The organism is Streptomyces sp. LS1784 (assembly GCF_020103755.1).
Classification (GTDB): Bacteria; Actinomycetota; Actinomycetes; order Streptomycetales; family Streptomycetaceae; genus Kitasatospora.
In genome coordinates, this window is record NZ_JAHSQD010000031.1 from 26,189 (window position 1) to 33,524 (window position 7,336).

At 70.6% G+C, this 7,336-nt stretch carries 10 protein-coding genes; 7 read left to right on the top strand and 3 right to left on the bottom strand.

Annotated elements, in window-relative coordinates:
* Positions 1–813, bottom strand: coding sequence for a DUF5753 domain-containing protein (locus tag KS423_RS06765; RefSeq protein WP_263454557.1), 813 nt, complete (start codon positions 811–813; stop codon positions 1–3).
* Between the two features lie 265 nt (positions 814–1,078).
* On the opposite strand from KS423_RS06765, the gene KS423_RS06770 reads away from it, so the two are divergent.
* The 5 genes from KS423_RS06770 to KS423_RS06790 are packed head-to-tail and all read left to right on the top strand — an operon-like array spanning position 1,079 to position 4,078.
* Positions 1,079–1,441 carry an ATP-binding protein gene (locus tag KS423_RS06770; RefSeq protein ID WP_224276071.1) on the top strand — a complete coding sequence of 121 codons (363 nt, stop codon included), beginning with the start codon at positions 1,079–1,081 and terminating at the stop codon, positions 1,439–1,441.
* On the top strand, positions 1,438–1,701 hold the full coding sequence (locus KS423_RS06775) for a hypothetical protein (RefSeq protein ID WP_224276097.1): 264 nt from the start codon (positions 1,438–1,440) through the stop codon (positions 1,699–1,701). Before KS423_RS06770 ends, KS423_RS06775 begins: the two co-directional genes overlap by 4 nt.
* A gap of 42 nt (positions 1,702–1,743) precedes the next feature.
* Positions 1,744–2,130 (top strand): hypothetical protein, encoded by a 387-nt coding sequence (locus tag KS423_RS06780; protein ID WP_224276099.1) that lies wholly within the window; start codon positions 1,744–1,746, stop codon positions 2,128–2,130.
* Positions 2,131–2,173: 43 nt separating this feature from the next.
* Positions 2,174–2,995 carry a class II aldolase/adducin family protein gene (locus tag KS423_RS06785; RefSeq protein WP_224276101.1) on the top strand — a complete coding sequence of 274 codons (822 nt, stop codon included), beginning with the start codon at positions 2,174–2,176 and terminating at the stop codon, positions 2,993–2,995.
* 48 nt (positions 2,996–3,043) lie between these two features.
* Positions 3,044–4,078: a 2-dehydropantoate 2-reductase gene (locus KS423_RS06790; protein ID WP_224276103.1), complete on the top strand. Its 1,035-nt coding sequence runs from the start codon at positions 3,044–3,046 to the stop codon at positions 4,076–4,078.
* 18 nt (positions 4,079–4,096) lie between these two features.
* Here KS423_RS06790 and KS423_RS06795 read toward each other — a convergent pair whose 3' ends face one another.
* Positions 4,097–4,615: an SMI1/KNR4 family protein gene (locus KS423_RS06795; RefSeq protein WP_224276105.1), complete on the bottom strand. Its 519-nt coding sequence runs from the start codon at positions 4,613–4,615 to the stop codon at positions 4,097–4,099.
* A 191-nt stretch (positions 4,616–4,806) separates the two neighbouring features.
* On the opposite strand from KS423_RS06795, the gene KS423_RS06800 reads away from it, so the two are divergent.
* Positions 4,807–5,142 (top strand): NIPSNAP family protein, encoded by a 336-nt coding sequence (locus KS423_RS06800; protein WP_224276107.1) that lies wholly within the window; start codon positions 4,807–4,809, stop codon positions 5,140–5,142.
* Positions 5,143–5,234: 92 nt separating this feature from the next.
* On the opposite strand, the gene KS423_RS06805 is transcribed toward KS423_RS06800, so the two are convergent.
* Positions 5,235–5,690 (bottom strand): MarR family winged helix-turn-helix transcriptional regulator, encoded by a 456-nt coding sequence (locus tag KS423_RS06805; RefSeq protein ID WP_224276109.1) that lies wholly within the window; start codon positions 5,688–5,690, stop codon positions 5,235–5,237.
* Positions 5,691–5,878: 188 nt separating this feature from the next.
* On the opposite strand from KS423_RS06805, the gene KS423_RS06810 reads away from it, so the two are divergent.
* The coding region (locus KS423_RS06810) for an MFS transporter (RefSeq protein ID WP_224276115.1) at positions 5,879–7,336 on the top strand (1,458 nt) is incomplete at its 3' end.

Below are 7,336 nucleotides of genomic sequence, written 5' to 3' on the forward strand. Positions count from 1 at the left end.
CTATATCTCCTTCTTGATCTTCGCGATCAGGTCGCGAGAACCTTCAACCGAAAGAGACCGATCAGTCATCCGCTCGATGATGCCGCGGTACGTGTTCAGATGCTCTGTCGTGTGGAGGAAGATCGGCCCATCGACCGAGTCGTATTGGACCGTGTCGAGACGAGGGACGGGGCCCTTTGCGTAGATGATGGCCTGGCCGGACCCCATGAAGCCGCCCGAATCGAACGTGACGACTCGAAGTGTCACGTGAGGGCGCTGAGATAGCTCCAGCATCCAGTCCAACTGTTCCCGAGTGACGTCACGGCCGCCGAACTGCGCGTGCAGGGCAGCCTCGTAGACGATCGCCGTGTAGGGATGGGCCCCTTCCGCCATCAGCGTCTGCGATCGACGCAAGCGTTGTTCGACTCGTGTCTCGACGACGCGCGGAGTCAGCGGCGACTGGGCGCACTGAAAGATCGCGCGGCAGTATCGCTCCGACTGCATCGGCCCCGGCAGATGGCAGATCTGGTACGACTGCATGCCCATCGAGTAGTGCTCAAGCTCGCAGATGTCGAGAAATCCCTGCGGAACAAAGCCGCGATACTCGTCCCACCACCCCTTGTGCCGTTCCTCGGCCATAGCCGCGAGAGCTGCGACGTACTCGGAGTCAGCCTCTCCGAAGGCTTCCGCGAGCGCCCGGACGCGCTCCGCCGTGATGGGGTAGTTCCCCTTCTCGACCTGCGTGATCTTCGTCCGATCGAGGCTGAACACGGCAGCAGCTTGGGCAGTTGTCTGCTTGGCGCTGTCTCGCATCTTCCGCAGCTCGATGCCCAATCGCTCCTGCCTGGCCGATGGGGTTGTACGTGGTGGCATGGCCCAAGCATCTACGCCGTATCGCCAACAGTCCAGCGACCACCAGTGGACCATGTTTCCGGATCTGGTGGCACATGTGAGCCTTCATGCCCTACAGTCTGTGATGCACCGATCACCGAACGGATCGTCAGTAACGCCGCTCGGGCACCGAAGAACACCCATGTCCAGTGGGTTCGTTCACGGCGACGCATCCGCCGGTCTCACCCTTTCCCCTTCGGGAGACACTGTGCGCAACCTCAACTCCCCCTCCCTCACCCTCTCCCGCGACGCCCTCCGCGACGGGATGACCAGCGCGGGCTGGCCGCCCTCCCTCATCGCGGACGCCGAACTCGCCATGGTCGAACTCATTGTCAACGCCTGGCGGCACGGCGGGACGACCTCCCCGGTCATCCTGATCCACCACCGCGCGAACACCCTCCGGGTCGCCGTCTCCGACCGCAGCCCCCTCCTCCCGGAGCAGGCCCCCCTCTCCCTTCTCTCCGAGACCGGCCGGGGCCTCCAGCTCGTCGCCGGCCTCACCCACCGCTGGGGCGTCGACCCCCAACAGCTCGGCAAAACGGTCTGGTTCGAGCTGGACGGTGCCGCGTGAGCGCCCACCACCCCATCCACCCCGCCGACCCGGCCCTGCTCCACCTCACCTCGCGCCAGGTCGCCGAACTGATCGTCGAACTCCGCACCGAAGGCCGCGAGTTCGGCCTCCTCTGGCCCTCCGCCACCCCGGGTGACACCAACCTCCACGGCCGTCGCCTGATCGACGTCGGCAACATCCCGGCCAGCACCCTGATCAACCTCCTCGCGCTCATCCGCGAGTTCCGGCGCAACCGCGACGCCCAGCACCGGGCGGAGTGACGACACCTTCCCGGATCAGCCCGGCTCTGTGATTCTGTTCGGATGCTGCTCCCCGACGCCGCCTCGCAGGCCCACCTGATCGAAGTCGTCCGGATCGCCGACCCGAGGAGCGCCTACGGTTCGGACTCCGTAACCGGCGAGACTCTCGCCGTCTGGGAGACGGAGCACCTCCGGTCCGCCCTCGACCTGATCGGCGGGCTGCCGGAAGGCGAACTGCGGCGCTGCTTCGAGCCCGGCTACGGCATCCGAGCCCATGCCCCCGACGGGCTCCTCCTCGAAATCTCCTTCTGCTTCAGCTGCCACGGCGCCTGGCTGGCAGGCCCCGGAGTGCCGGCCGACCTCCGGGGCATGCAGAGCTTCGATGCCGACAGCCCGCCCGCCCGCGAGCTGCTCGACCGCTTCCGCGCGTCCGCCGCCGCTCCGGCGTGACGCCTCATCCCTGACCGGACCGACCGCAACCCCAGGAGTCGCCATGCCCGCACCGCAACAGCCCGACGACCCGTACGCGGCGAGCGGCGTCGTGGGCCCCTCCCCCGAAGGGGCCGCCCTGCCGCTGCCGCCGGTGTTCGACTCGGTGGAGGAGGAGCGCCAGTACCGCAAGGAGCAACTGGCGGCGGGCTTCCGCCTGTTCGGCCGGTTCGGCTTCTCCGAGGGCGTCGCCGGGCACATCACCGCCCGCGACCCGGAGAACCCGAACTGGTTCTGGGTGAACCCGTTCGGCATGAGCTTCAGCCAGATCAAGGCCTCCGACCTGGTCCTGGTCGACCACGACGGCACCCTGCTGCACGGCAGCCGGCCGGTGAACCGGGCGGCGTTCGCGATCCACTCCCAGGTGCACGCGGCCCGCCCGGACGCGATCGCCGCCGCGCACTCGCACTCGCTCCACGGCAAGGCCTTCTCCAGCCTCGGCATCCCGCTCGACCCGATCACCCAGGACGCCTGCGCCTTCTTCGAGGACCACGGGCTGTACAGCGACTACCGGGGCGTCGTGACCGAGACCGAGGAGGGCAAGCGGGTGGCCGCCGCGTTGGCGGGTCACAAGGCCGTGATCCTCCAGAACCACGGCCTGCTGACGGTCGGCCAGTCGGTCGCCGAGGCGGTCTGGTGGTTCGTCACGATGGAGCGGTCCTGCCAGGCACAGCTGCTCGCGATGGCCGCCGGCACCCCGAAGCCGATCGACCGGGAGACCGCCCTGATCACCCGCGGCCAGATCGGGACCCCGCTGGCCGGCTGGTTCCAGGCCCGCCCGCTGTGGGACCAGATCACCGTCTCCGACCCCGATCTCTTCGACTGACCGGCCCCGTACTCCACGCCCCTTCCGCCCTCGCCCCGGAGCCATCCCGTGTCCACCACTCCCGCCCGGAGCAAGCTCCGGATCACCGTGTTCGGCGCCGGATCCATCGGCTGCCACCTCGGCGGCATGCTCGCCTCGACCGCCGAGGTGACCCTGATCGGCCGGCCGGCGGCGATGGCGGCGATCGACGCGGACGGGCTGACCCTCACCGGCCCGGGCGAGGCCCGCCGCGAGGTGCGGGACGTGACCGCCGCCGCCGACGCGAAGGCCGCGGCCGGCGCCGACTGCGTCCTGGTCACGGTGAAGTCCGCCGACACCGCGACCGCCGCCCGGGAACTCGCCCCGTACCTCGGCCCCGACACGGTGGTGGTGAGCTTCCAGAACGGCCTGCGCAACCCTGCGGTCCTCGCGGCCGCGCTGCCGTCCCACCGGGTGCTGGCCGGCATGGTCCCGTACAACGTGGTGCGGACCGGCCCCGCCGCCTTCCACCAGGGCAGCGGCGGGTCGCTGATGCTGGCCGCCGGGGAGGGCGCGGACGCCCTCGCCGACGCGGCCCGGGCGAGCGGCCTGCAACTGGAACTGCGGTCGGACATGCCGGCCGTCCAGGCGGCGAAGCTGCTGATGAACCTCAACAACGCGGTCAACGCGCTCTCCGGCCTGCCGCTGCGCGAGCAGGTCGGGCAGCGGGCGTACCGGCTGTGCGTGGCGCGCTGCCAGCGGGAGGCGCTGGCGGCGTTCCGGGCCGCCGGAATCGCGCCGGCGCGGCTCGGCCCGGTGGCATCGGGGCTGATGCCACGGGTGCTCGGCCTGCCGGACGTCCTGTTCCAGCGGCTGGCCGGGGCCGGCCTGCGGATCGACGCCACCGCCCGCTCCTCGATGTGGGAGGACCTCCAACGCGGACGCCCCACCGAGATCGACTCGCTCCAGGGCGAGATCGTCGCCCTCGCCGAACGCCACGGCCTCACCGCCCCCGCCAACGCCCGCCTCGTCACCCTCGTCCGCGAAGCCGAGGCGGCCGCCCCCGGTGCCGCCCCCGCCTGGGCCGGCCCCGCCCTCCTTGTCGAACTCGCCGCAGCCGGCTGACAGTCGGCCCGGCCGTGGCTAGGCCAGCGGCCGGTAGAACGGGCGGTCCGGGGCGAAGTTGTGGGAGTGGACCGTGACGTCCTCGCCCTTGAGGTACGCCAGCATCCAGTCGCCGAACGTCGACTCGTAGGACACGAACTCCAGGGTGTCCGTCTCCAGTACGCCCACGCCCCACGGTGCCGACGGCTCGTCGGGCACCCGCAGGAAGACGAACTCGCCCGTGGTGGCCGTGGCGATCGGCAGCAGCTCGCCGGGGCCCGACCCTGCCGGGGCGGGAAGGAACTCCGCTTCGTCCTCGTCGCGCCAGAGTTCGAGCGACTCCTTGATCTTCTCGCCCAGGTTCCTGATCGGATGGCCGGGGTGTTCCAGGTACAGCTGGCTGTTGATCTCCACCGGACCGTAGGCGTCGGTGAAGTCCCGGAAGTCGGCGGGGAGGGCGACCCCGAGTTCCTGCTCCAGCCGCACCCAGGCAGTGGGATCGGACCAGTTGAAACGGGGTTCTCCCAGCAGTGCCTTGAGATCCTCGAACGTCGCCATCCCTCTCCCCTTGCGTGTGGACCCGGCCGAAGGCTACGGCCCGCTGCTGACACGCGAGGGTCGGCGCCCGCGCGGGAAGTCGGACCGGCCGACTTCCCGCGCGCGACTCTCCCGCTCCCGCGTAGGCTTCCGCCCCGACCGGGGGATGGGCCTTCGGTCTCACATGCCGTCAAGTGCCGGGAGGAATCACCGTGATACTGGAACTCCGCACCTACCGTCTCAAGCCGGGCACCCGCGCCGACTTCGTCCGGGTGATGGCCGAGGAGGCCGTCCCGCTCCTCCGGGCGGCCGGGATCCGGGTCGTCGACCACGGGGCGTCGCTGGTGGACGAGGACGGACACGAGGAGGCGTACCTGATCCGGGCGTTCGACTCGATCGAGCAGCACCGCTCGCAGGAGGACGCCTTCTACGGCAGCGACGTCTGGCGGCAGGGGCCGCGCGAGGCGATCGTCTCGCGCATCGAGAGCCTGCACTCGATCGTGGTCGAGGTCGCCGACGGCGCCGTCGAGCTGTTCAAGCGCTCCTGATCCCACGGCGCTTCGCCGTCCGGGATCCCGGCAGGTCTCGGGCCTGAAGCCGCCCCCGCCCCGTCCCTCTCCCCGTCCCTCTCCCCGTTCCCTCAGCTCCGCGGCCAGGGGCGGCCGTCGAGCCGCTCGATCCCGGTGTTGAAGCGGCGCAGGAAGCCGGCGAAGGAGGCGATGTCCTCCTCCGGCCAGTCCGTCATCACGAGGTTCAGCGCCCGTACGTGCGCCTCGCGTTCCGCGTCCAGCCGGCGCCGGCCCTCCTCCGTGAGGCGGAACTTGCGGGCGATCCCGCCGTCCGGGTCCGGGATGCGTTCGAGCAGTCCCGCGCTCTTCAGGGCCGCCGTCTGCCGGTTGAGGGTGGAGACGTCCAGGGCGAAGGCGTCGCTCAACTGCCCGATGGACATGGGCCCCTCGGCGCCGACCCGGCTGAGCAGGATGTAGGCGCTGCGTTCGAGCTGGCTGCCCTCGGGCCTGGCGTTGACCTGGCTGAGGTCGCGGTGCCGGGCGAACACCAGGAATTCGAGGGCGACCTCGTGCGTGGGGCTGGTCATGTCGAAGTCCCTTCATCACCGCTTCGACCTGCGGGTTCTCCGTGGATCACCCTTCAGTATGCCAGAGGCATGCGCGTCGCACATGATGTGCAGAGCGCACATCATGTGTAAGCTGACCGTCTTGTGTTTCATGCACATCGTGTGTTTTGTGCACACCCCTGCTCTTCGACTGCCCGAGGAGGCCCGTCATCAACGGCCCCGCCCCCGCTCCCCGCACCGGTCCGATCGTCGCGACGCTCGCCTTCACCGGCACCGTCGCCGCGATCATGCAGACCCTGGTCACCCCGCTGATCAGTGAACTCCCGCAACTCCTGCACACCACCGCGTCCAACGCCTCCTGGGTCATCACCGCGACCCTGCTCTCCGCCGCCGTCTTCGTCCCGATCAGCGGCCGCCTCGGCGACCTCCTGGGCAAGCGGACGATGCTCATCGCATCCTGCGTCCCGCTGCTGCTCGGCTCGGTGCTGTGCGCGGTGGCCGACTCCGTGGTGCCGATGATCGCCGGACGGGCCCTGCAGGGCATGGGCATGGGCCTGGTGCCGATCGGCATCAGCCTGCTGCGCGACGTCCTGCCGCCCGAGCGGCTCGGCTCGGCGATCGCGCTGGTCAGCGCCTCCATGGGCATCGGCGGCGGCCTCGGCCTGCCGATCGCGGCCGGCGTCGCCGACTACGCCAGCTGGCGGGTGCTGTTCTGGGGCACCGCCGTGCTGACCGTCGTCATCATCGGCATGCTCTGGACCGTCATCCCGGCCCCGGCGCCGGCCGGCCGCGCCGCCGGTGGCCGCTTCGACTTCGTCGGCGCGATCGGTCTGAGCATCGGCCTGGTCTGCCTGCTGCTGCCCGTCTCCAAGGGCGGCGACTGGGGCTGGGGCAGCACCGGGACCCTCGGCCTGTTCACCGCCTCCGCGGCGATCCTGATGCTCTGGGCCCGCTGGGAGCTGCGCGTGACCGACCCGCTGGTGGACCTGCGGGTCACCGCGCGCCCGCGGGTGCTGCTGACCAACGCCGCCTCCGTCCTGGTCGGCTTCGGCATGTACGCCCAGGCGCTGATCGTGCCGCAGCTGCTCCAGCTGCCGACGGCCACCGGCTACGGGCTGGGGCAGTCGATGCTGGCGATGGGCCTGTGGATGGCGCCCGGCGGGCTGATGATGATGGTCGTCTCCCCGTTCGGCGGCAAGCTGTCGGCCGCGCGCGGACCGAAGTTCACCCTGGTCACCGGGGCGCTGACGATCGCCGTCGGGTACGGGCTGGCGCTGCCGCTGATGGGCTCCACCTGGGGCGTGCTGATCGTGACGATCGTCTGCAACAGCGGCGTCGGCCTGGCCTACGGTGCGATGCCCGCGCTGATCATGAGCGCGGTGCCACTGTCCGCGACGGCCTCGGCGAACAGCTTCAACACCCTGATGCGCTCGCTGGGCACCTCGGTGTCCGCCGCGGTGATGGGCGTGGTGCTGTCGCAGATGACCATCACCCTGGGCGGCCACACCCTGCCCTCGGAGAGCGGCTTCCGGGTCGGCCTGGTGATCGGCTGCGGCGTCGCCCTGATCGCGGCCGCCGTCGCCGCCGTCATCCCCGCGCCGCCCGCTCCCCGGCTGCGGGCCGTCCCCACCCCGGAGGCGGCGGGCGCCGAGGCGGCCAAGCCGGCC